The organism is Rufibacter sp. JT20002, from assembly GCF_056491185.1.
On record NZ_JBSZJY010000006.1, the window covers coordinates 81,139 to 104,268 of the forward strand.

The 23,130-nt window shown below is 49.1% G+C and carries 18 protein-coding genes; 9 read left to right on the forward strand and 9 right to left on the reverse strand.

The annotated features are described in order from the left end of the window. Positions 1-197: 197 nt before the first annotated feature. A complete protein-coding gene (gene mce / locus ACW9SV_RS21640; protein WP_479558869.1) occupies positions 198-599 on the reverse strand; it encodes a methylmalonyl-CoA epimerase in 402 nt (133 codons plus the stop codon). Between the two features lie 119 nt (positions 600-718). On the opposite strand from mce, the gene ACW9SV_RS21645 reads away from it, so the two are divergent. From ACW9SV_RS21645 to ACW9SV_RS21660, 4 genes are all read left to right on the forward strand, one after another. Continuing rightward, complete coding sequence (locus ACW9SV_RS21645; RefSeq protein WP_479558870.1) at positions 719-1,933, forward strand: IscS subfamily cysteine desulfurase; 1,215 nt, start codon at positions 719-721, stop codon at positions 1,931-1,933. 125 nt (positions 1,934-2,058) lie between these two features. Continuing rightward, positions 2,059-2,472, forward strand: a complete 414-nt coding sequence (gene iscU / locus ACW9SV_RS21650; protein WP_062544368.1) for a Fe-S cluster assembly scaffold IscU — start codon at positions 2,059-2,061, stop codon at positions 2,470-2,472. A 16-nt stretch (positions 2,473-2,488) separates the two neighbouring features. Further along, positions 2,489-2,896 carry a hypothetical protein gene (locus ACW9SV_RS21655; RefSeq protein WP_479558871.1) on the forward strand — a complete coding sequence of 136 codons (408 nt, stop codon included), beginning with the start codon at positions 2,489-2,491 and terminating at the stop codon, positions 2,894-2,896. A gap of 20 nt (positions 2,897-2,916) precedes the next feature. Continuing rightward, positions 2,917-3,243: a HesB/IscA family protein gene (locus ACW9SV_RS21660; protein ID WP_479558872.1), complete on the forward strand. Its 327-nt coding sequence runs from the start codon at positions 2,917-2,919 to the stop codon at positions 3,241-3,243. Between the two features lie 390 nt (positions 3,244-3,633). Here ACW9SV_RS21660 and ACW9SV_RS21665 read toward each other — a convergent pair whose 3' ends face one another. From ACW9SV_RS21665 to ACW9SV_RS21675, 3 genes are all read right to left on the reverse strand, one after another. Next, positions 3,634-4,095, reverse strand: coding sequence for a YybH family protein (locus tag ACW9SV_RS21665; protein ID WP_479558873.1), 462 nt, complete (start codon positions 4,093-4,095; stop codon positions 3,634-3,636). A gap of 132 nt (positions 4,096-4,227) precedes the next feature. After that, positions 4,228-4,842 carry a YMGG-like glycine zipper-containing protein gene (locus tag ACW9SV_RS21670; protein ID WP_479558874.1) on the reverse strand — a complete coding sequence of 205 codons (615 nt, stop codon included), beginning with the start codon at positions 4,840-4,842 and terminating at the stop codon, positions 4,228-4,230. Between the two features lie 290 nt (positions 4,843-5,132). Then, on the reverse strand, positions 5,133-6,215 hold the full coding sequence (locus tag ACW9SV_RS21675) for an acyltransferase family protein (protein WP_479558875.1): 1,083 nt from the start codon (positions 6,213-6,215) through the stop codon (positions 5,133-5,135). Positions 6,216-6,566: 351 nt separating this feature from the next. Here ACW9SV_RS21675 and ACW9SV_RS21680 point away from each other — a divergent pair, with 351 nt between their 5' ends. Beyond that, positions 6,567-10,235 (forward strand): AAA family ATPase, encoded by a 3,669-nt coding sequence (locus ACW9SV_RS21680; RefSeq protein ID WP_479558876.1) that lies wholly within the window; start codon positions 6,567-6,569, stop codon positions 10,233-10,235. Positions 10,236-10,360: 125 nt separating this feature from the next. Here ACW9SV_RS21680 and ACW9SV_RS21685 read toward each other — a convergent pair whose 3' ends face one another. After that, positions 10,361-11,146 (reverse strand): thermonuclease family protein, encoded by a 786-nt coding sequence (locus tag ACW9SV_RS21685; protein ID WP_479558877.1) that lies wholly within the window; start codon positions 11,144-11,146, stop codon positions 10,361-10,363. A 363-nt stretch (positions 11,147-11,509) separates the two neighbouring features. On the opposite strand from ACW9SV_RS21685, the gene ACW9SV_RS21690 reads away from it, so the two are divergent. Both ACW9SV_RS21690 and ACW9SV_RS21695 read left to right on the forward strand, forming a co-directional pair. After that, entirely contained in the window at positions 11,510-12,865 is a 1,356-nt protein-coding gene (locus ACW9SV_RS21690) for an ammonium transporter (protein WP_479558878.1), read from the forward strand. Between the two features lie 249 nt (positions 12,866-13,114). Next, on the forward strand, positions 13,115-13,417 hold the full coding sequence (locus tag ACW9SV_RS21695) for a YMGG-like glycine zipper-containing protein (protein ID WP_479558879.1): 303 nt from the start codon (positions 13,115-13,117) through the stop codon (positions 13,415-13,417). A 128-nt stretch (positions 13,418-13,545) separates the two neighbouring features. On the opposite strand, the gene ACW9SV_RS21700 is transcribed toward ACW9SV_RS21695, so the two are convergent. The 3 genes from ACW9SV_RS21700 to ACW9SV_RS21710 all read right to left on the reverse strand — a co-directional run bounded on the left by ACW9SV_RS21700 (position 13,546) and on the right by ACW9SV_RS21710 (position 18,757). Next, positions 13,546-16,017, reverse strand: a complete 2,472-nt coding sequence (locus tag ACW9SV_RS21700) for a TonB-dependent receptor domain-containing protein (RefSeq protein WP_479558880.1) — start codon at positions 16,015-16,017, stop codon at positions 13,546-13,548. Between the two features lie 243 nt (positions 16,018-16,260). Continuing rightward, the gene (gene lpdA / locus ACW9SV_RS21705; RefSeq protein ID WP_479558881.1) at positions 16,261-17,655 is read right to left on the reverse strand and encodes a dihydrolipoyl dehydrogenase; all 1,395 of its coding nucleotides are present in this window, start codon (positions 17,653-17,655) and stop codon (positions 16,261-16,263) included. A 208-nt stretch (positions 17,656-17,863) separates the two neighbouring features. Beyond that, positions 17,864-18,757: an SDR family oxidoreductase gene (locus ACW9SV_RS21710; RefSeq protein ID WP_479558882.1), complete on the reverse strand. Its 894-nt coding sequence runs from the start codon at positions 18,755-18,757 to the stop codon at positions 17,864-17,866. A gap of 147 nt (positions 18,758-18,904) precedes the next feature. Between ACW9SV_RS21710 and ACW9SV_RS21715 the strand changes: the two genes are divergently transcribed. After that, positions 18,905-19,903 (forward strand): phosphotransferase enzyme family protein, encoded by a 999-nt coding sequence (locus ACW9SV_RS21715; RefSeq protein ID WP_479558883.1) that lies wholly within the window; start codon positions 18,905-18,907, stop codon positions 19,901-19,903. 258 nt (positions 19,904-20,161) lie between these two features. Here ACW9SV_RS21715 and ACW9SV_RS21720 read toward each other — a convergent pair whose 3' ends face one another. After that, on the reverse strand, positions 20,162-21,631 hold the full coding sequence (locus ACW9SV_RS21720; RefSeq protein WP_479558884.1) for a serine hydrolase: 1,470 nt from the start codon (positions 21,629-21,631) through the stop codon (positions 20,162-20,164). 267 nt (positions 21,632-21,898) lie between these two features. Between ACW9SV_RS21720 and ACW9SV_RS21725 the strand changes: the two genes are divergently transcribed. Next, positions 21,899-23,116 carry an MFS transporter gene (locus ACW9SV_RS21725; RefSeq protein WP_479558885.1) on the forward strand — a complete coding sequence of 406 codons (1,218 nt, stop codon included), beginning with the start codon at positions 21,899-21,901 and terminating at the stop codon, positions 23,114-23,116. Positions 23,117-23,130 lie beyond the last annotated feature (14 nt).

The window sequence follows — 23,130 nt, forward strand, 5'->3', positions numbered from 1 at the left end:
AATACTAGTAGGCAAACTACTTCCATCCTGCTCGTCCTGCTTCACAAGCTCTGTTTTGAGGAGGGCAGATTCACCATCCACGTCAGCCCACAATGAAAACCTCACAGTGTTCTAAGCAGCTGTGAAGGTTTTGGCTCCGCATCCATTTCCTTTTGAGCCTTTATTGTCAAAAACAGCTTTAAAATGCCTTGAAACCGCTATTTCTTAATCTCCTGGCACAGTTCTACCAGCACGCCATTGGCTGATTTTGGGTGTACAAAACAGACTAATTTGTTATCGGCTCCGCGTTTTGGGGCTTCGTTCAGGAGCTGAAAACCCTCTGCCCGCAGGCGTTCCATCTCCGCGTGGATGTCTTCCACCTCGAAGGCAATGTGGTGGATTCCCTCTCCTTTCTTCTCTATGAACTTGGCAATGGCGCTGTGCTCAGCGGTGGCTTCCAGAAGCTCGATTTTGGTGTTTCCTACTTGAAAAAAGGAGGTGTTTACGGCTTCGCTTTCCACTTTTTCGGCCTTATAGGGCTCTGCGCCTAGCAATTTGGCAAACAACTGATTCGCGTCTTGGCAATTTTTCACGGCAATGCCAATATGTTCTACATGCATACGGTTTATTTAAGAGTATCCTAAGTGATGTTTTTTGTGTATTTTTGCGTGGAAATCAAACTAACTGGAGAGAAAATCTGTTTTTTTGATAAGCCACCAAAGGAAAACTATTGACGAAGATGCTGAAATTTCCGATTTATCTAGATAATAATGCCACCACGCCTATGGACCCGCGCGTGTTGGAGGCCATGTTGCCATACTTTACCAATCACTTCGGGAACGCTGCGTCCCGTAACCACCCTTTCGGATGGGCCGCCGAAGAAGCCGTTGACTATGCCCGTGAGCAGATCGCGGCCCTAATCAACTGTAACCCTAAAGAGCTTATTTTCACTTCAGGCGCTACGGAGTCAGACAACCTTGCCATCAAGGGTGTGTTTGAGATGTATGCCTCTAAAGGAAACCATATCATCACGGCCACTACTGAGCACAAAGCAGTATTGGATACGTGTAAGCACATTGAGAAACTGGGCGGACAGGTGACTTATCTGCATGTAGACTCAGAAGGCTTGATTAACCTAGAAGAACTAGAAGCTGCCATCACTGACAAGACCATCCTGATCTCTATCATGTATGGAAACAACGAAGTTGGTGTGGTGCAGCCTATCAGAGAGATTGGCCGCATTGCCAAAAAGCACGGCGTTCTGTTCTTCTCAGATGCTACCCAAGCCGTAGGTAAAATCCCGGTGGACGTAGAAGCCGACGGTATTGACCTGATGGCGTTCTCCGGTCACAAAATGTACGGTCCTAAAGGCGTTGGTGCCTTGTACGTACGTCGTAAGAACCCACGGGTAAAAGTTACTGCCCAGATGGACGGTGGCGGACACGAGCGCGGCATGCGTTCTGGTACTCTGAACGTGCCTGGTATTGTAGGTTTAGGCAAAGCCGCCGAGATCTGCCGCACCGACATGGCCTCTGATACCGCCCGTATCATTGCTATGCGTGACCGCTTGGAGCGCGAGTTGCTGCAAATGGAAGAGTCTTACCTGAACGGAAACAAAGAGAGCCGCCTGCCACACGTAAGCAACATCTCCTTCAAATATGTAGAAGGTGAAGGCTTGATGATGGGCGTGAAAGACATCGCCGTTTCTTCTGGATCGGCTTGTACTTCAGCTTCCCTGGAGCCTTCTTACGTTCTGAAAGCCATGGGCATGAGCGATGACTTAGCGCACTCTTCCCTGCGTTTCGGTTTGAGCCGTTTCACTACCGATGAGGAAGTGGATTACGCCATCAGCCACGTGAAAGAAGCCGTGACCAAACTTCGTGAACTTAGCCCGCTGTGGGAAATGTTCAAAGAAGGTATTGACCTTGACTCTGTAGAGTGGGCAGAACACTAAGACTTCAATTAGGAATGGGGAGTTAAGTAGTAGGAATCATTCGTATCTCATTTAAATACGTATAAACTAGTTACTTAATCCCCATTCTTAATTCCTATTTATTAATTCGTAATTAACACAAAGCCATGGCTTATTCAGATAAAGTAATCGATCATTACAGCAACCCACGCAACGTAGGTACGCTGGACAAATCAAAATCAAACGTAGGTACCGGTTTAGTAGGTGCCCCTGAGTGCGGTGACGTAATGCGTCTGCAGATTGAAGTAGATGAGAACCAGGTTATCACTGATGCCAAGTTCAAAACCTTCGGTTGTGGTTCTGCTATTGCTTCTTCTTCTCTGGCAACGGAGTGGTTGAAAGGCAAAACCGTTGACGAGGCTTTGGCTATTGACAACATGGAAATTGTGGAAGAATTGGCATTACCGCCAGTTAAAATCCACTGCTCAGTTTTAGCTGAGGACGCCATCAAATCTGCTATCAATGACTACCGCGTGAAAAACGGATTAGAGCCATTGGTAGAGGCTAAGTCGCACCACTAAGATTTCTGCGAGCGCAATGGATGTATCCACCAATGTGCACGTAGAGAGCGCCCGGATTCAAAAGCAGATTGAAGATCATTTGGGCATGGAAGGAAGTCAGCTTTTGTTTGACTTCCGCCCCATGGAAGACCGAATGCGCCTTGATTTGATTACGGTGAACCCGCGGCACCACCAGTCGTTCCTGTTCCATACGGTGACAGGTTATGATAAGGTGGATGCGCTACGGAAGATGCTGGACTATGTGCGGCAGTCGCGTGACCAGGAAAGCTCCTTTACCATTCAATGGGTGGCGCGGGGCGAGCGCGAGCTGAACACCTCCTACTTCCGGGCGACCAACATGTATGATGCGTTGGATAAACTATATTACGGCCGAGACATCAACACCATCACCGTTTTCAGTGTGGTTTTGAATCCGGTCTCCTAAAATAAAGAAAGGACACGCGTATGATTACCGTTTCTGATAAAGCAAAAGAAAAAGTACTCAAGCTGAAGCAAGACTCTAACATAGACGACAGCTTCCGTTTAAGAGCCTCTGTAGCCGGTGGCGGATGCTCTGGCTTGTCCTACAAGCTGGACTTCGATGACGAGGTAAAGCCTATGGACCAGGAGTTTGAAGACAAAGGCGTGAAGGTAGTGGTAGACATGAAAAGCTTCCTATACTTGGCCGGCACTGAGCTAGACTTCTCTGACGGGTTGAATGGCAAAGGCTTCTTCTTCAACAACCCCAACGCCAGCCGTACCTGCGGCTGCGGCGACAGTTTCTCTGTGTAAGCAGCAGTACAACTTATTATTAAAGCAATAAGGCACCGCATGCGGTGCCTTATTGCTTTATGAGTGTTTTCTGGAAAGAAGATTTAAAACGCCTCTACTAATAGGCATCAAACGTTATACTTCGCTTTTCATGATAGAAGCTCACTCCTGTTAGAAACTACCAGTTTCATATCTTAAAATGTTCGGTCAACTTGTTCTCTAATTATCAACTCTCTTTGTCATCCTGAAGAAATCCTGTTGTGCAAATTAGAATGCTTCTGGTTATTAGTGATAGCTGTTTTCTCTAAAAGTCCATTCATAGTGATTTGAACATAAGGTATCTAAGGCGATAAAAAGAAAAGGCTTGAAGATTACCCTTCAAGCCTTTTCTCATTTAAAGTATATTACCTTTTATCTAGCTACCTGCACGGGATGGTCTTCCAATTGAGCATAGTGTAGTTTCCAGGTTCCTTTTTCGTTTTTCTTCCAAAGTAACATAAAGTTACCTTCGCCTTCACCCTTCGGTAGCTGGCGGTCAGAAGGAATTACGTCTACAGTGAAGGTACCGCCCTCAAAGGCGATGTTTTCATCGGCACCGGAGCTTACGGGGAAAGTTCTCAGGTTTTCAATGGTACCCATCGTTTCTCTCACCCACTTCTGGGACACTTCGGATTTACCATTATAGTGTACTTCGCCTTGTACAAAGTGCACATCCTCGGCTAAAAGCGTATCTAGTTGGGCTGAATTTTTACTGTTCCAGGCTCCTATAAACTGCTGATTCAATTGCTGCACGTTCACGGGTTCCTTCTTTTCAGTTTTGGTGCACGAAGAAAGCAGAGCAGCAAATACAAACATTAACAGGTATGGTTTCATAGTAATTGGTTTTATGAATGACTACCCCACATACTCCATTAGAATATTAGGAGTTTCAAATATTTTAAATTTTGGTCCGAAAAAGCCCAAGCTCAGGGCTTGGGCTTTTTTCATATAAGGCTCTAGCCCAGCTTACCAGCTTTTTCTTCTGTATTCAGAATCAGCATACGGTTTGGAGTAGTCACCGTAGTGCTCATTTGGCAAGAAAGACAGGTTAGACATAGTCATGATTTGTGGCTGACCTGCGGTATATCCAGTGTAGGCCATGGCTGCTGGAGCAGCAACTGCGGCAGTCTTAGCAGCAGAAGATGATGATCTCTTAGCAGAAGAACCGGCAGATCTGTTAGATGAGCTATACGCGTAGGCTCTGTTTGCAGCAACATTTCTGTTAAATTCTGCTTCACGCTCAGCGGCGGCTCTCTTTTGTTTGTTGTCAATGATTTTACCAACTCCGTATCCGGCGGCTCCACCAACAACACCTCCAACAACACCACCCACTACACGGTTACGCTTGTTGATGATGGCACCTGCCGCAGCACCGGTACCAGCTCCAATCACCGCACCTTTTGCTTGTGGGCTCCATTTTTTTCTTTCTTGCGCCTGGGCATTATTGAAAGCAACAGTCACTAAGAACAGTAAGGCGAATATCAAACTTAGCTTTTTCATGTTAGTACTTTTTAGAGTCTGTAAAAGTTTATCTCTTATGTTTTCTACCTTTTCAACTACCGTGCCAAAAACGAAAATCAACTAAAAACCACTTATTAGGTTAATTTTTGCTTCAAACTTTCTCACATTCATTCTTGGCCAGTACCTAATAGCTCATCAGGTGCTAAAACGGATTTTGCAATATTTAGATACATAATGGGTTTATCACCAACCTATAGACTGAGTAGGTAGATCATGCAACTACCATGCACGCCCTTCCTTATGCTAGCTTTCCAAAAACCCAGATGGAAGAAACTAAATACCACAAAGGCCAACTCTCCTTTTTAGTCTGGCCTTTCCAACTAACAGATCATTTATAAACAAGGGGTTCTCTAAGACAACAATTCGGGAGTGCCCTGAAGCCTTAAGGCCTCCTTCACCGGCTCCCTTTTAGTTGCAAACCATCTACGGTGCAACCGCTCGAGTAATGGCTTTTCAAGGAAGAAACTTAAAAGGTAGGCTAACACCAGAACAAGGCCGGACATTAATATAATCTGCCAAAACTCTGGAAAGAACTTCAACTTAGGTTGGATAAACTGTTTTCCTATTTCATTATGGATCAGATAGAGACAGTAGGAAATTTGGGCCAGGAACTTTGTAAACCTATTAATAAAGAAGGGCAGACAGGAATTAATTGCCAAATAAAAGACCATGAAGTAGAGCAGGGTCATTCCAACATTCTCTACTGGACTTAAAAGATTAACAACTCCATGGATGAGGTTAGAATTCTCAATTGATAAAATGGAGGTTACAATACAAATGAATACCAAACCCCATCGAATAGGGCTTGCCTTCTCATATTTTAATTTGTTAAATATAATTCCAGCGTAAAAAGAAGGCCAGACAATCAAAAGCGGAAAGCCATTCAAGATGGTTTCATGGGTTGAACCAAAGCTCCCTATAGGCACAACACTAGTAACCAATAAATAACCTAAAAGGATAGCCCCACCCCATTCCACATATCGCACCCCTTTACACCACAAGACCACCGCAAGCATGGCATAGAAGAGTACTTCAATTAACAAGGTCCAATAGACACCATCCAGAAAGGGAGTTTCTTGATAATAATTCAGAAAAGAAAGATTGGAAGCATATTGAATTAGAAGTGCTTCTACAGGCAGTCCGTGTTTTAGGCTATACAAGAACATACATCCAAAAGTAAGGGAAGCACAAACCCAAAACATTGGAATCAGCCTGACAAATCTCTTCAGGAGGTATTCACCTGCCCGCGGATTGCTGCGAACCAGGTTGTACCCTACAAAACCACTAATAATAAAGAACAGGTCGGTTCCGCCAGCAAATAGCCTGAAGAAAGGAAACAAAGAAGTTCCTCCGGTAAAATGGAAGAAGACAACAATAAAGGCAGTGATTCCCCTGATACAATCTAATTCTACAATTCTTTTAGAAGGAATCATTGAAACTATATAATTCTTGTATTCTTTAGAAATAAGGCTTTGGAGCCATTTTAAGCAAAGCACCCAGAAATCAATCTAAGCAAAGATAACAGCAGAAACTTCAAGGGTAAACGTTTAAAGAAGAAATTGAATTATTTACTCAACAAGAGGCCCTAATTAATTAGCTAAACTTATACATAATCTTCAACTCAGCTTGAATTAAAACAACTCCATTTTAAGCCCCCACAATAAATAATGCTTCTAATCTCCGTCCCTAAAAGGATTCCGCATTTGTGAGATAATCCCTGGTAAAGCCTTACCACCTCCTCTCCAAAATCTGTATCTTTACTATCTCGCATAGTTTCCAATCCCGTGAAGATAACTTCTGTTCGTTTCCTCAACCTGAACTCGCTTCAGGGGGAGCACCTTATTCGGTTTGATGAGACGCCGTTAAGCGACTCAGGGCTTTTTGCCATTACAGGGCCCACCGGGGCAGGCAAGACTACCATTCTGGATGCCATCACCGTGGCCCTGTATGGCCAGGTACCACGCCATGGCCGGGAAGTGTCAGAGATCATGACCCGGCACACCGGGGAGTGCTGGTCTGAGGTGGAGTTTGAGGCCCAGGGAAAAACTTACAGGGCCCGGTGGAACCTTCGCCGGAGCCGCGGCAAAGCCGATGGCAAGCTACAAAGCCCCACTATGGAACTCATAGACGCTTCTACGCAGGAGGTGCTTGAGTCACGCCTGTCCGAGACTCGACAGCGCATCATTGATTTGTGTGGCCTGGACTTTCAACAGTTCCTCCGCTCTGTAATGCTTTCCCAAGGCGATTTCACCCGGTTCCTGAAGGCGAGCGAGAGCGAACGCAGCGAATTACTAGAAAAACTCACCGATACTCGCATTTACTCCCAAATCTCCATGGCGGCTTACGAGAAAGCCAAAGCAGAGAAACACAAACTGCAGGTAATTGAGCAGCGGCTGCAACTAGACCAGCTTCTCTCTGAGGAGGACCGCACCGCGTTGGAGCAGGAGGCAACCAGACTGAAAGAGGAGGTTGTACTGGCCAATCACCGGATCCGGCAACACCAAGAGCAACAATCGTGGCTTTTGAACCTGCAAAAACTGAAACTAAACGAACATCACCTGAGCACCCAAGTCGCCGCAGCTAACGCTGAAAACGATGCCTGGACGCCTCAGCTTCAGAAATTGCAGCGCCATGAATCAGCCAGGCCTTTTCAGGGCGAGTTGGCAGTGTTGGATCAGGTGCAGGGCCAGGGAAAACTTTTAAGCGAACAAATCGAAACGCTGCAGAAGCAGGTTCCCGTTCAGGAACAGGTGGTGGCTGACCAAGCTGCACAAGTGCAGATTGCCCGTACAACTCAGGCGCAAGCCCACCAAAGCCTCACCGAGGCTGAACCTCGTTTAGACCAAGTTCTCCAAAAAGACACCCAAATCGGGGCAGAGTTGGCGCAATACAACCGAGAAGAGCAAACTGCCCTCCAACTTCGAAACCAGATCCAGCACCTTTCTAAAAACCTTGACGATCAGGAAAACGAGTTTAAAAAGATTGCCGAGCAAGGCCTCTCTTTCAGGAAATGGCTGGAAGAGAATGCCCGGGACGAAGAACTGATCCAAACCCTGCCCGAAGGGAGATCGGAACTCAACAACTTGGAGGAGGCGAAAAAACAGCAAGCCAAATTGAAGGCTGAGCTGGCGGGTTTACAGCAGATTCTGGAAAAAGAAGGCCAAAATGCGGCTACTTCTAAAACACAGCTAGAGACCACCGAACACCTTCTAAAAGAACAGCAAGGATTGCTGGCAGACTTGCAGGCGCAAGCCAGCAAAACTTTGCAGGGCCAGAAACACGAGGTCTTGGAACAGCTTTGCCACCGCTTACCGAAGGTCTGCAGCCAACTGGAAAAGCAGTTGGATCTGAGCAAAAGTTATTTAAAATTAGAGGCCAATCGGCAGGAGTGGCAGGTTAAACTCTCGCAGATCGCAAAAGACCTGCACCAGCAGCGAACCTTCCATGTCCAAACCCAAACGGAGCAGGAACAAGCTCAGGACAAGTTGAAGGACTTGCAGCAAATCGTAACCTTGCAGAGGCAGATCCAGGAGTACGAAGCGGCCCGGAACCAACTGCTGCCAGAGCAGCCTTGCCCGCTTTGTGGCTCCACGCATCACCCATTTGTAGAAACGCATCAGCCGCAGACTTTAAGTGAGGCCGAGCAGAATCTGCAACTTCAGCAACAGCGGGTGCAAACCCTGGACCAAAAAGAGCGCCAACTCTCAGCCAGTGTACAGAACCTGCAGCTAGAGGAGCAGCATACACAGAGAGTTCTAAAGGACATCAGCGAGCAAACCCAAGCCCTGCACGGGCCATTCGCGCAACTAAATACTGCGCTGAACCTGGCGCATGACATCGCCGCCTCAGATGCCATTGACCATTACTGGGCGGCCCGGCAAACAGAGTTACAGCAGGCAACCGCCTCCCTGGAAACCCTCCGGAGCCTTCGGGCGCAGACAGAGCAGGCCCAGCAAAAAGAAAGGGAGCTGCAAATTGAGCAACAGCGTTTGCGGCACCTATTAGAAAATTGGGTTAAAGAACGCACCCAATTCACTGCCCGCCTGAAAGACCTGCAGGAAGAACTCGAGGATATAAACGAACAGGAAAAAGTTATTTCCGGCACCATCCTTGGTTTTTTTATGACATACGGTCTCTCCTACTCCGGCAGCAACGGTACCCAATTGCTGAACCAGTTGGAGAAACGGAAAGAAGAATACGAGCAGAAGAAAGCCCAATTGCCGGATCTTCGGGTGAAATACTCAGAAGCTAAATCTACGGTAGAGAACGGCAAGAAAATGCTGGCAGAAAAGCAAGGTGAACTTTCTTTGAAGCAGCAGCACCTACAAGCGGCACAGACCCAACTGCAGGACCTGCGCCAACAACGCTACAACTTATTGCCAGAAGGAATTCTGCCCCAAACTGAGAAACAACGGCTACAGGCAGAACTTCAAAGAGCAACCCAGGCCAGGCAAGCCTCGGAAACTGCTTGGCAAAAAGAACAGGAGCAACTGAACCTCTTGCGTCACCAACTTGCAGAGAGGATAAAAGAGCACCAGGCGAACACCCGTTCCCTTGCAGAACTGGAAACCGCGCTCTTACAGAAAATCAGCACTTTGGGGTACACCTCCTTAGCAGAGTTGCAGGCGTTGCTGTTACCAGAAACGGAAGCGCGCCAGCTGCGGGAGAAACAAGAGACCCTGCACCGAACCATTCATGAACTAACTCAGAGCCTGAAACGAACCCAAGTGGAGTACCAGACCGAGAAAGAGCGGCACCTCACCGAGCTGACGTTGGAAGAACTGCAGCCCCTTATCAACGCGTCTGAAGAAGAGAAAAACCAGAACCTGGCCCAGATTGGAAGACTTGAAATGCAATTGCAACAGGATGCAGACCTGCGCGAAAGACACCGCCAACTGACTCAGCAACTAGACATCCAGAAAGGTGAGGCAGAACGCTGGGACCGGCTTGCCCGACTTATCGGTTCCGCCGATGGCAAGAAGTTCAGCAAGTATGCGCAAAGCCTTACCCTGGCCCGATTGGTGGAACTGGGCAACCGGCACCTGCACCGCCTCAATGACCGGTACCGGATTCTTAAAAGTACCGAGAATGAGTTAGAACTGCAGATACTTGACACCTACCAGGGAGACGCCATCCGGTCTGTGAATTCTCTTTCCGGAGGAGAGAGCTTTTTAGTGAGCTTGGCCTTGGCTTTAGGACTGTCTGATTTGGCGAGCCACAAAGCCCAGATTCACTCCTTGTTCATTGATGAAGGATTTGGAACCCTGGATGCGGAGACCTTGGATGTGGCCATGGATGCTCTGGAAAGTCTGCAGGCCAGCGGCAAGATGATCGGTATTATCTCGCACGTAGAAGCCCTGAAAGAACGCATCAGCACCCAGATTGTGGTAGAAAAACAAGCCGGCGGCCGAAGCGAAATCAGGGTAGTAAGCGGCAACGTGCTGGCGTTCTAAGATCAAGCCCCTAAAGAAAAGCCGCTTCCTTCATCAAGGAGATGGCTTTTCTTTATTCATTAAAGATCAACCTATTGGGCTTGCTTGGTCTTGTTTTCCAGAATATGAGCCCAAAAGGCAAGTGTCTAGTCTGCGCAGGTTTTGCAGGGAGTACGTTTCTCTTTATTGGCTTGGGCTAAGGTAATGGCCGCCTTACTGGCTTTGCACCGATCCAGCAGACTGCAATTTGGATCCACGTGGAAGGTTTTGGAGCCTTTGCTCTGGCAGATATGCACCTTGCCGCCTTTGGCAATGGCAGAAGCGCCTGAGGCAGACGTTTTCTTTGCTGAGCTGGTGTTTTGGTCAGAGCTGGCATTAGCCGTGGCAGCGCCATTTCCCCGTCGGCTTTGCCGGAATTCCCAAGGTGCCTGAGGAGAAGGCCCTTCCCAGAGTCCCCGCTTTTCGGCGCGGGCCTCCGCTTCCAACCGGGCCAATTCCTGGTCTTTAGAGTACGCTGTGTAGTGCCAGGCAAATCCATTTCTGACTAATTCCTGGTTTAGGCTTCGGCCGTCGGGCAGAATAATTTCGCCCACGGTACGTCCGTAACGGTCCACATCTTGCACTTTCAATTGCACAAATTTCCCGAAGACCAGGTCAGAAGTGAACTGCCGGGCCCGGGTGCCGTAATCCTGGTTTTTCTCGGGGCAGTCTACGCCCTGTAACCTTACCCGCACCGGCTTCCCATCCTTCAGCAACTCCACCGTATCGCCGTCTTTGATGGCAATGACCTTGTAGCCGTTTTCAGTAGCCTGCTCTTCCGTAGCCGTTTGACCTCCTGCAGCTTCTTGCTCCTGGCTTTTCTGACAGCCCAACAGCATTCCTACACAAATAAGCCAAACAGTGATTTTTGAAAAGGCAGATGATGGTCGCATGGGTATAGTTAAGATTAATTACAGGTGATAATACGAAAAAAGAAAACCGATGACTTTCCGCCCCAAAGCAGATAAAGGGCCAACATTTTGAATAAAGTTCGTGCTTAACCACAAAAACTCTACTGGTTGGCAAGAGCCTCTAAAATTAATAATTTAAAAAAGGAATACAGCCTCCTTTATAAAAGTGGCAGGAGAAGCAGACCTTAGGAAATCCCCTTTACTGAATTAGCAAAACACTTACTTTCAATTTATTAACATATTAGCTATTCCTTTAATCATTTCACAATAATATTGTTTTAACCTTGAAAATATTTTACAATATTAGGATGCCAAACATTTTCAAACATCTTTATCAGGTTACCTATGATCACTTCTACTGCTACGGCCCCTCCGGCTGCCAAGGCACCGGCGGTCACTAAGCTTTCCAAAATCCCCTTCGTTCTGCTGGTGATTGTGGTGGGGCTGACCTTCATTTTTCCTTCTGTGCCCAAAGCGGCTTCTACCGCGGAGTTGAACCAAGCCGATGTTGCCTGGATGCTGACCGCCACCGCGTTTGTACTGCTCATGACCCCGGGCCTGGCCTTTTTCTACGGGGGTATGGTAAACCGGAAGAACGTGATATCCACCATGCTGCAGAGTTTTATCTGTATGGCCATGCTCACAGTCATCTGGGTGGTTTTTGGGTTTAGCCTGGCCTTCGGTGATTCTATAGGCGGCTTCATCGGGAATCCGAGCACGTTTTTCATGATGCAGAATGTGCTGGACGGTGATCCGTGGTCTCTGGCTCCTACTATTCCCTTAGCGTTGTTTGCCATGTTCCAATTAAAGTTTGCGATCATCACACCTGCCTTGATCACCGGGGCATTCGCGGAGCGCATCCGGTTCACTTCATACACTATTTTTATCCTGCTTTTCTTCTGCTTTATCTATGCGCCACTAGCCCACGCGACTTGGCACCCAGAGGGCATTCTGTTTAAACTGGGCGTTCTTGACTTTGCCGGCGGAACCGTGGTACACATGTCGGCGGGCTGGGCGGCGCTGGCCTCCGCTTTGTTCCTGAAGAGAAGAAACGAACCCACCCACTCTCCGGCCATGATTACGTTTGTGCTATTGGGTACCGGTTTGTTATGGTTTGGGTGGTTCGGGTTTAACGCCGGCTCGGCCATGGGGGCCAATTCTCTAGCCTCTACCGCCTTGTCCACTACCATGGCGGCATCGGCGGCGGCGGCCTTGGCCTGGATTTTCTTTGATGGCGTGAAAGGACGCAAGCCGTCGGCGATGGGAACCTGCATTGGGGCTGTGGTTGGTTTGGTGGCCATTACCCCAGCAGCCGGCTTTGTGACCCTTCCCCACTCTATTGCCATTGGGGTGATCTCAGCCGTGGTAAGCAACCTGTTGGTAGACATCCGGACCCGTACCAGCATTGACGACACCTTAGATGTTTTCCCATGCCACGGCGTGGGCGGAATGGTGGGCATGCTGCTAACCGGCGTTTTTGCCAACAAAGGCGTGAACCCGGCCATTGCAGACCAAGGCTTGCTGTTTGGGGAGACCAAGTTGTTCCTGGCTCAATTTGGGGCATTAATTGGAGTATCGATTTTCGCCTTTGCCGGTTCCTGGATTCTGCTGAAAGTAACCGACCTGATTTCTCCGTTGCGGGTTTCCATGGAAGAGGAACAATTGGGCCTCGACCTATCGCAGCACGACGAGCGGATGTAATCTCTATTTACCCAAGGTTTTCCTAAAACAAGCCAGAAACAACTAGCTGAAGCTGTTTCTGGCTTGTTTTCTTTAGAAGTACAGAAAACTTTATGGTTGTTTCCACTTGGTTCATGGATACTTGTTAGAAGAGAAACAAAGTTCCTAAGAAACCATCACCTTTACATATTCCTATCTGAATCCTACTTTAAAACACAACTCCTCCATTTCACAACCCGTAAAATGCAATACACCAACCAAAAGAAGATTATGAAAAATCTGAAGATATCTTTGGTTATGCTGTGTTCCGTGTTTGTATTAGGGGGCAGCGTGACGCATGAGGCACAAGCCCAGGAAGTGAAGAAAGAGAAAAAAGGCTGGAGTAAAAAAGCCAAAGGCGCCGTGATTGGCGGTACCAGTGGGGCAGCCGCCGGAGCCATTCTTGGCGGTGGTAAAGGTGCCGTGATTGGTGCCGCTGCTGGTACTGTAGCCGGTGGTGCAATTGGTAGAAAGAAAGATCGCAAGAAAGATCCTAAGCGCTACGATCAGTACGCCAAAAAGAATAATGACTAGATCCCTTTAATTTTTAAGTCAAAAGGCGGCTTCTCTTTTCAGGGAAGCCGCCTTTTTCATTCCCATTACCCATTGAAAGGTTCTAAGCACGTTTTCAAGAAAGTAAGCTTAAACCAAACTTAGATAGATTAGTACTCCCCACCTTCGCGCTCTGGACCGGCCGGCTGTTCTCCCTCCCTTTCGTCCCGATCCTTTTTCTGCGACGTATTCCCAAAACGGTAGCTAAAGCCCACAAACACCAATTGGCTCTGCGGTTTGTAGCGGCTGGTTTCCTCAAACTCAAACTCTGAGAACGTGTAGGAGTTGAAGCGCATGGTATTGAAAATATCCTGCACCCGCAGAATGATGTTCCCCTTACCGCCTAAAATCTCCTTGCGGGCACTTAAACTGGTAGTATAGAACGAAGAACGCTCTCCTTGCACCGTCACCGTGGGAGACCTATAGTTCATTGAAAGCTGGATTTCGGTTTTGAACGGTAGTGTGAAATTGGAATTGAGACGGCTGGTCCAGCTCAGGCGGCTGTTGGTAGCAAATCCCTGCTCGGTGGCGTTGATCCTGTAATTGAACCCAGAGACATTCGCGTTAAGGCGCCACCACTTAAACAAGTTGGCGGTGCCGGTTAGCTCCACGCCATAAGATTCACCTGAGGCAATGTTTTGAAAGGTAGACAGTGTGGCGTTTTCCCCATTTTCCGTGGTGAACTGAGTCCGGATTGACTGCACCACATCGGTCATTCTGCGGTAGAAAACCCCTACAGTGGCGGTGGTCTCTTTCCAGAAATGCAAGTAGTTTACCTCATAAGAATCAGTGAACTCAGGCCGAAGGTTCGGATTTCCCTCCCTGATGTTTAAAGGGTCAGAAATATCCCGGAATGGGTTCAACTGCCCCGTCCACGGACGGTCAATGCGGCGGCTGTAGCTGGTCTGCACTTTCTGCTCCTGAGAAAACTCATAGGTCAGGAACAAGCTGGGAAACAGGTTCAGGTAATCAATGTTGTTGCGCTTGCCTTGGGTGATCTGGTCGGTGACAATATTGGTTTGCTCCAGCCGCGAGCCCAACTGGTAACTGAATTTACCAATGGCATCTCCGTAGTTTCCGTACACGGCATGCACCCACTCATCATACACAAAATGGTTCGTGCGCCCTGGGCTGTTCTCATAGAGACCAGTATCTCTATTGAATTCAGTGGCTTGCACATCTTCGTCGTTGCGCTCAAAGGTGCTGCGGTAGCCGGCCTCCCATTTGCCCTTCTCACTGAACGGGTGCACATAATCTACCTGCAACGAGAATTCCCGCTCTTTTTCCAGTCCCTGGTTTTTCTGCAAGTCGTTTCGCTCCGGCGTTTCGCGGCCCTCCGCATTGTAGAATAGCTGCCTGAAATCATCTTGTCCACTTTCTTCCTCCTGGTTGAAAACGGCATCGGCGGTTAGCTCACGGCCGGGTTTGTCAAAGGTCATGCGGTAGCCTAGTGTATACTCAAATAACCGACTGGTTTCGTCACCGGTGGTGGTTCTGGTAGAAGTGCTGTTGAGCGACCGGTTTTCCTCTAAAAACCGGTAAAAAGTGTTCCCGTCATTTTCGCGGTACCCGTAGCGGTACAGCACTGAACCTGTGATGCTTTGCTTATCAGTTAGCTGGTAATCGGCCCCGAAACGCACATTATGGTTTCCCCGCTGGTTTGAGTTCGCTGATTGCTGCTCCAGATAAGAAGTAGTGTCCAGTTTAGATATTTCTGCTATTCCATAGTTAGTCCTAAACACACTTCCGGTGCCTTTTCTATAATCTTGCCTAAAATCATAGTTGGTGAACAGGTTCAGTTTGCCGAAGCGGTAGTTCAAGTTGAGGGAAGTGTTGTAGCGGTTGCCCATCCCGGCGTTCACCGAGGCCACTCCGTTCAAACCTCTTTGCTTCTCTTTTTTCAAGATGATGTTTAAAACGCCGCCCGTTCCGCTGGGGTCATATTTAGACGAGGGATTGGTAATCACCTCTACGCGTTCAATGGTGCTGGCCGGGATCTGGTCCAGCCCCAAGCCGCTCAAAGCCGAGGGCTTGCCGTCAATGAGGATGGTGATGTTGGAGGTGCCGCGCATACTTACGGTTCCTTCCTGGTCCACGGTCACCGAGGGCACATTCTGCATCACATCCACAGCTGTACCGCCCACGGTAGATAAATCCTGCCCCACATTGTACACTCTTCGGTCAAGGCCGTACTCCACCTGGGCGCGCTGCCCCACCACTTCCACGGCCTTCAAGTGCGTACTCGCCGACCGCAAACCAATAACACCCAGATCAACATTGGGAGTTGTGGAAGTTACCTGGATATTGGGCATTACTCTGGTAGCATACCCCACGAAGGAAATCTTAAGGTGGTAGCGGCCTTGAGCAACGGGGGTTATCACAAAAGCGCCATTTCCATCTACCAGCGCACTGGCCACGATGGAAGAATCTGCCCCGGCAAGAAGTGCCGCCGTGGCGTAGCTCACCGGCTGTTTGGTGGTAATATCCTGCAGACGGCCGCTGATCTTACCTTGGGCAAGCACAGAAGTGAAGCTGAGCGAAGTTACGCAGATGAGAAGAAGGAGCAGGACAACTTGTTTCATGCGGGGGAAATTAAGGTACGCGTAGTCAAAGAACCATACAGTTAAAACAGGCTTACACAAGGTTTGTGTCTAAGAAAGCTCCCCTGTTAGAGATCATTTCTTAACAAAGGTTTAATCTTGGGGCCATCTTTTATACAACCAGTGAACGCCTTATCTGTTTAGAAGCCCTTTTCTGCAAACAGGGGTAAAAACAGAAAGGCCCGAGCAAATGCCCGGGCCTTTCAAAGTATGTTCTAAGACTAATTACAAGTGGATTACCTCACCGTAGGCGGCAGCGGCAGCTTCCATCACGGCTTCAGACATGGTTGGGTGCGGGTGAACGGCTTTGATGATCTCATGACCAGTGGTTTCCAGTTTACGGGCTACCACAATCTCGGCGATCATCTCAGTTACATTGGCGCCAATCATGTGGGCTCCTAAGAACTCACCGTATTTAGCGTCAAAGATCACTTTCACAAAACCGTCTTTGTTTCCGCCGGCGCTGGCTTTACCAGAGGCCGAGAACGGGAACTTACCCACTTTGATCTCGCGGCCCAGTTCACGGCACTCTTTCTCGGTGTACCCTACAGACGCGATTTCTGGGTAGCAATACGTACAGCCGGGGATGTTTTTGTAGTCCAACGGCTCTGGGTGGTGACCAGCGATAGCCTCTACGCAGATGATACCCTCGGCAGAGGCAACGTGCGCCAGGGCAGGGCCTTTCACGATGTCACCAATGGCATAGATACCTTCCACGTTGGTACGGTAGAAATCATCGGTTAACACGCGACCGCGCTCTACGCCTACACCTAGTTCTTCCAGACCCAGGTTCTCCAGGTTGGTTTGGATACCAACCGCAGAAAGCACTACATCGGCCTCAATGGTTTCCTCGCCTTTAGCGGTTTTAATTTTCACCACACAGCCTTCGCCGCTAGTGTCCACGCTCTGCACTTCTGAGCTGGTCATCACGTTGATGCCGGCTTTCTTGAACGATTTCTCCAGTTGCTTAGAGATCTCTTCGTCTTCTACCGGAACAATGTTTGGCAGGAACTCCACTACGGTTACCTCGGTACCCATGGCGTTGTAGAAGTAGGCAAACTCAATACCAATGGCACCGGAACCCACTACCACCATTCTCTTAGGCTGGTTCTCCAACACCATCGCCTGACGGTAGCCAATGATCTTCTTGCCATCAATTGGCAGGTTTGGCAGCTCGCGCGAACGGGCACCTGTCGCCAGGATGATGTGCGCTGCTTCGTAGATTTCAGAAGCACCATCGGCGTTGGTTACCTCTAGCTGGCCTTTGCCTTTCAGTTTGCCGTAACCGGCGATATGGTCAATCTTGTTTTTGCGGAACAGGAACTGGATACCTTTGCTCATACCCTGGGCAACGCCCCGGCTGCGGGCTACCACAGCACCGAAATCAGCAGAAGCCTCACCTACGTTGATGCCGTAGTCTTTGGCGTGCTGGATGTACTCAAATACTTGTGCGCTTTTAAGCAAGGCTTTGGTAGGGATACAGCCCCAGTTAAGGCAGATACCGCCCAACTCAGCTTTCTCCACCACGCCTACTTTCATACCCAATTGTGATGCGCGGATGGCGGCTACGTAACCACCGGGGCCGCTACCCACCACTATCAAATCATATTTTGATGCCATGTGTCTGGATGTAAGGTTATGTACTGGCAAAGCTACATCATAATCGGGCTTTTGCCAAGTTTATAACGGAGTTGCCTTTTCAGGCCTATTTTTCAAAACAAAGCTTAAAAACGGCCTAGCTCTCCTCAATTGAAAAGCAGTAACACAAAAGCGCTCCCTCAGCCTTAACCCGAAGGAGCGCTTTTAAAGTGCTTTCCTGAAATCAGCCTTAAATGGTAGGCGTACCGCCGGTTACCTGCACGGTAGAACCAGTCATGTAGCTGGAGCCTTCAGAGGCCAACAGCACATAGATCGCCGACAATTCCACGGGTTGGCCGGGGCGTTTCAAAGGTGTGTCTTTTCCGAAGGTTTTCACTTGCTCCTCAGGCATGGTAGCCGGAATGAGCGGGGTCCAGATAGGGCCTGGGGCCACGCAGTTCACCCGGATGCCTTTGTCGGCGAGGATCTGGCCCAAGTTGGCGGTGAAGTTCTGGATGGCGCCTTTGGTGGCGGCGTACGGCAGCAGCATGGGCGATGGTTTATAGGCGTTCACCGAGGTGGTGTTGATGATGGTACTGCCCGGTTTCATGTGGGGCTCAGAGGCTTTGCACAGGTAGAACATGGCATACACGTTGGTCTTGAACGTTCTGTCAAACTCCTCGCTGGAAATCTCCTGCATAGACTCCCGCGCCATCTGGAACGCCGCGTTGTTCACCAGAATGTCAATCTGCCCAAACTCGTCTACCGCGCGCTGCACAATAGCTTTGCAATGCGCCTCATCGCTAATATCGCCGGGCATCAGGACGGCTTTACGGCCTTCCTGCTCTACCCACTTGGCGGTGTCCTGGGCGTCTTCCTCCTCGTTCAGGTACGAGATCAGCACATCGGCTCCCTCGCGGGCGAACGCGATGGCCACTGCTTTTCCAATGCCCGAGTCACCGCCGGTGATAATGGCTTTGCGGCCCACCAGTTTCCCCGATCCTTTGTAAGATTCCTCGCCATGGTCGGGTTTGATCTTCATTTCTGACTCTTCGCCTGGCTCGCTTTGGGTAGATTCAGAGAAAGGAGGGGCATCAAATTTCTTGGTTGGATCTTGCTGCTTGTTTTCTTCTTCCTGGTTCATAGTTTCTAAATTGGGTTGAACGTAACACCCATTTTGAAACGAGCGCAACCGCAAAGGGTTGAACTCCAAACCCCTGAAGTACCCCAATTCTAACCCTAAGAAAACATCAGGGCCAGATTCCGTATTAATTCCTAACCTTGTTCCGCTATGGCTTCTGTATTTCCTACCGCCTATTCCACCCTAAGCGCTGACGCGCTCGCCTCCTTTGTTTCAGAGCAGTATAAACTGGGCGAGGTACAAGGCGAGTACCTGACCAGGGGCGTGAACGATACGTATCTAATTACCTCGCTTGATGCCCGCTACATTCTGCGGGTGTACCGCGCCTCCCATAGAAATCACGCGCAGGTGCAAGCCGAAACCGATTTGCTTCTGGCGTTAAAGGAAGCCGGGGTTTCCATCTCCTATCCCGTTCCGGATGCCCCGGGGAAGGTGATCCAGACCTTGCCCGCCGCTGAAGGAGACCGATCGGCGGTGTTATTCACGTATGCGCCCGGCGTCAGGGTGCCGCTGCTGAATGAAAACCAGCTACGGTTACTGGGGCATGAAATGGCCAGGTTCCACCAGGTTTCTGCGTCCGTCCCGCTAAGCGAAGCACGTTGGCTGCTGGATACGGAAACTACACTGATTAAACCACTTCACGCCATCAAAGACTACTTTACTGAAAATCCCGAAGACTACCAGTGGCTGCAGGAGGCCGCGGCAAAAGCGCAATCCCGTCTGGCGCAGTTCAACCCTGAGGCCTTTTCTTCCGGGTACTGCCACTTTGATTTCTTCCCGAAGAACTTCCACTTTGACGGCGATGAGAAGCTTACCCTTTTTGATTTCGACTTTTTGGGCCGTGGCTGGTTGGTGAACGATGTCATGACCTTCTGGCAGCACCTCTGCCTTGACGTACACCACGGGAAAATGACGCAGGAAACGGCAGATCAGACTTTTTCTACTTTCCTGGCCGCGTACCGCGAAGTACGTCCGCTGTCAGGAGAAGAGCTGGCCGCTATGCCCTACCTGGCCTTGGGCTTTTGGGTCTTTTACCAGGGTTTCTATGCCACGCATGACCATTTCCTTCCGCTGCTGCGACCTCACAGATTGAAGAGGCGTATGCAACTTATTAGGCAACTTATTGAAAAGTACTGGGAGAAGAAGTAGTGTTGTCTTGCTTTTTTGAGAATTCAGGTAAAGATAGGCTGTGAGGCAAGACTGCATCTAAGTACAATCAAGTCTTGGCAGGACTTCAGCAATACATAAGGGTTCTCTCCTAATAGTATACAATCGAAGCGTGATGCTGTTTTAAAACTTCTTTTCTAAAAATGAGCTTAAAACCAAAAACAAATTGAATTGATGAAAATCTTGGCGCAGTTTAAGCAGAAAAAATCCTTATACCTAAAGGACGATTCTGGGAAACTTCTATTTTGAAGACGCTTGCAACTGTTGCAGCATCTTTCTGGCATTGTCATTCTCTGGATTAAGCTCCAGAGACATTTGGTAATTTAACCGGCTCTTTTCTTTATCGCCTTTGGCCAGATACGCTTCTCCCAGGCTGTCGAAAGCATTGGCAGAGGCTGGAAATTCGCGGGTATTTAATTCAAAGATCGCCACGGCATCGTCTACCCTCTTCTTTTCCAGCAGATGATAGCCCAGTTCATTCAGCTCGGTTTCGGTGCTTTCCAGGTGATAGCCTGGCGCTTGGGAGGCTTTTAGATGGTCATAAAAGGCAATGGCTTTGGCGGCACCGTCTTGGTTGAGTATCTGCAATAAGTCAATATACAGAGAGTTCCAGGGCACCATGCCAGAGATTTTACTAGCGGTGGTTGGGTCAGATTCGTTGGTGATAACTACAATGCCTTTGTTGAGGTTTGGATAAAAAGAAAACCACGTCTGGGTCCCGAAGGCACCGCCGTGCCCTGAGACCACCTTTGTTCCCTTACTTTCCCGCACCGTCCAGAAATAGCCGTGTGTTGCGGACAATGACTCCTGTGATTTTTGCGCGACGGCGTTTTCCTTTTGCAGATGGAAGGCCATGTACTTCATTAAATCTGGCAGGGTAGATTTCAGCCCTCCGTCAGCGCCCCACAAAGGTGATTCTAGGTGTGGCATCAATACGCCAGACTCATTGTACCCGTTTGCCAACCGGCCTTTTGCTTTAGGAGACAAGGTCATGGCGGTGGAGCGGAGGCCGGCTTTGGAGTAGATGGTCTGCGCCAACAAATCTTCAAAGCTTTTGCCGTAAATGTTCTCCAGAATGTGGGCCACCAAGTTTGGGTTCACATTAGAGTAAGAGTACCCAGCGCCCGGCACCTCTTTTAAGGTTATTTTGTGTAAATCGGCTAAAAACCGAGGTTTTGAATAGTCTTTGGCCAACGCATGCAGTTTGTATACCAGGCTGTCCTTGGGGTTTTGCCAGAGCACAGAGTCAAAGGGCAAGGCCCGGGGCAACCCGCTGGTATGCGTCAGCAGATGTTTCACCTGGATTGGCTTACCGGTTTTGGCGAGGTTAGGATACTCTTCCCTGAGGTATTTCCGAATATCATCTTCCAACGAAAGTTTCCCCTCCAGCACCGCATTGGCCACCAAAGTTCCGGTAAATGTTTTGGATATGGAGGCAATCTCGTAGATAGTTGAATCAGTGGGTGTATTTCCTTTGCCAGGATCTAACTCCCCGTAATGGAACATGTGAATGTCGCCGTCCTGGTACACGCCAATGGAAGCCGCATGGATCTCAGGGTGACTCAGAAGCCAGGCTGCCTGCTTGTCCACCATCCGCTTCACGGCATCTTCCTGCTTTGTTTCGCCTACGACACTAGCCTTAGGAACCGTTTGGACCTGGCAAGCCGAAATAAACAAAAAACTGCAAAACAGAAGGGCTATATTTTTCATGGGACAGAGACAAAGGATATTTTGTAGGAATGTACCATTTTATCTGAAAGTAACTGCCTTTTATCTGTTTTGGTATTTTCAATCAGCCTCTTTAAGGTAAAAGGGAAAGTCCTTGAAAACAGGCACACCCCTCCTTTTTCTGGTTTTTAGCTTATAAAGTACTTATTCCTGTAGACAAACGGACCTAAGAACCGTAAACTCGCACTTTAATTGGCTGCATCTCAAACTCACTGTTGAAAATTTCTTGATAGCGGCCTTCCTTTTATCATGACAACGAATACCTCTTCCCCCGCTCAACCAGAACTCACCAAGCTTAACCTGTGGGTCATGACCATTGCCACGGGTCTGGTGGTGGCCAACCTGTACTACAACCAGCCCCTCTTGGGCCGCATCTCCGAATCCTTTGGGGTCACCGAAGCCTCGGCGGGTAGTTTGGCCATGCTGACCCAGATTGGCTATGCGGTGGGCATGCTTTTCATTATTCCGCTGGGAGATATGCTGCGCCGCAAACGGCTGATCATGGTTGATTTTGCAGCCATTATCATTGCCTTGCTTTTGGCAGCCTTCTCGGTAAACATCCAGATGCTGATGGCTGCCAGTTTCCTGATTGGAGCTACCTCCGTAGTACCTCAGCTATTGATTCCCATGGCCGCCCACCTGGCGAAACCCGAGACTCGCGGCCGAACCGTAGGCTTTGTGATGAGTGGTCTGTTGATTGGGATTCTGCTTTCCCGCACCATCAGTGGGTTTGTGGGCGCACACCTGGGCTGGCGAGCCATGTTCTACATTGCGGCGGGCATGATGCTGGCCTTATGGGGAGCACTGTACTTTCTCTTACCCGAAGTGCCCTCTGATTTTAAGGGGAATTACAAAAACCTGATGAAATCCCTCGTGCACCTGATCCGGGACCAGCCCATGTTGCGTTTGGTGGCTTTGCGCGGAGCTTTGTGTTACGCCACCTTCGGGGCTTTCTGGACTACGCTGGTGTTTTTATTGGAAGAACCACCCTTCAATGCGGGTAGTGACGTGGCCGGACTCTTCGGATTAGTGGGCGCTGGCGGAGCATTGGCCGCAGGCTACATGGGCAAGCTCAATGACCGAGGGAATGCCTTTTCCATCACCACCTTCAGCATTGCGCTTATTGTGCTTTCTTATGTAGTGTTTGGGTTTTCGGGCAGCAGTATTATTGGGCTGGTGATTGGGGTGATTCTCTTGGATTTAGGCGTGCAGGCCACGCATATCTCCAACCAGACCTTCATCTTCTCCTTGATCCCCGAAGCCCGGAATCGCCTCAACACCGTGTACATGGTCACCTACTTTGTGGGCGGGGCATCGGGTACGTTCATCGCGAGCCAAGCCTGGCACCTCTGGAAATGGAACGGCGTGGTAGCCGTAGGTTTGATTTTCTCTATACTAGCGCTGGTGTTGCACCTGGTGTTCATGCGCGCAAACAAACCTGCTTATTCCACTGTGAACCAAGCCTGATCCTTGTTGAAAGC